We start from the raw sequence: 452 nt of genomic DNA on the forward strand, positions 1-452 counted from the left end.
TGTTCACCGGCCTGCCGGATGCGCTGAACGCCATGGCGGTCGGCTCGACCAACATCCCCATCGCCATCGGGCTCATCCTGATGATGTATCCGCCGCTGGCCAAGGTGCGTTACGAGGAACTGCCCCAGGTCTTTGCCGACAGGCGCGTGCTGGTGCTGTCGCTGGTGCAGAACTGGCTGATCGGGCCGGTGCTGATGTTCGCCTTAGCGGTGATCTTCCTGCGCGACAGCCCCGAATACATGACCGGGCTGATCCTGATCGGCCTGGCGCGCTGCATCGCCATGGTGCTGGTCTGGAACCAGCTGGCGCGCGGCGACGGGCAATATGTCGCCGGGCTGGTGGCCTTCAACGCGATCTTCCAGATCCTGTTCTTCTCGACCTACGCCTGGCTGTTCCTGACCGTGCTGCCACCCCTGTTCGGGCTGCAGGGCAGCGTGATCGAGGTGGGCTTC

1 protein-coding gene is annotated in these 452 nt (G+C 64.4%); it reads left to right on the top strand.

Annotated elements, in window-relative coordinates; genetic code table 11:
- Positions 1-452 (top strand): arsenic resistance protein (locus tag FE811_RS27165; protein ID WP_370362718.1); only part of this gene is annotated, 452 nt, incomplete at both ends.

Source organism: Paracoccus sp. FO-3, assembly GCF_006386455.1.
Taxonomy (GTDB): domain Bacteria; phylum Pseudomonadota; class Alphaproteobacteria; order Rhodobacterales; family Rhodobacteraceae; genus Paracoccus; species Paracoccus versutus.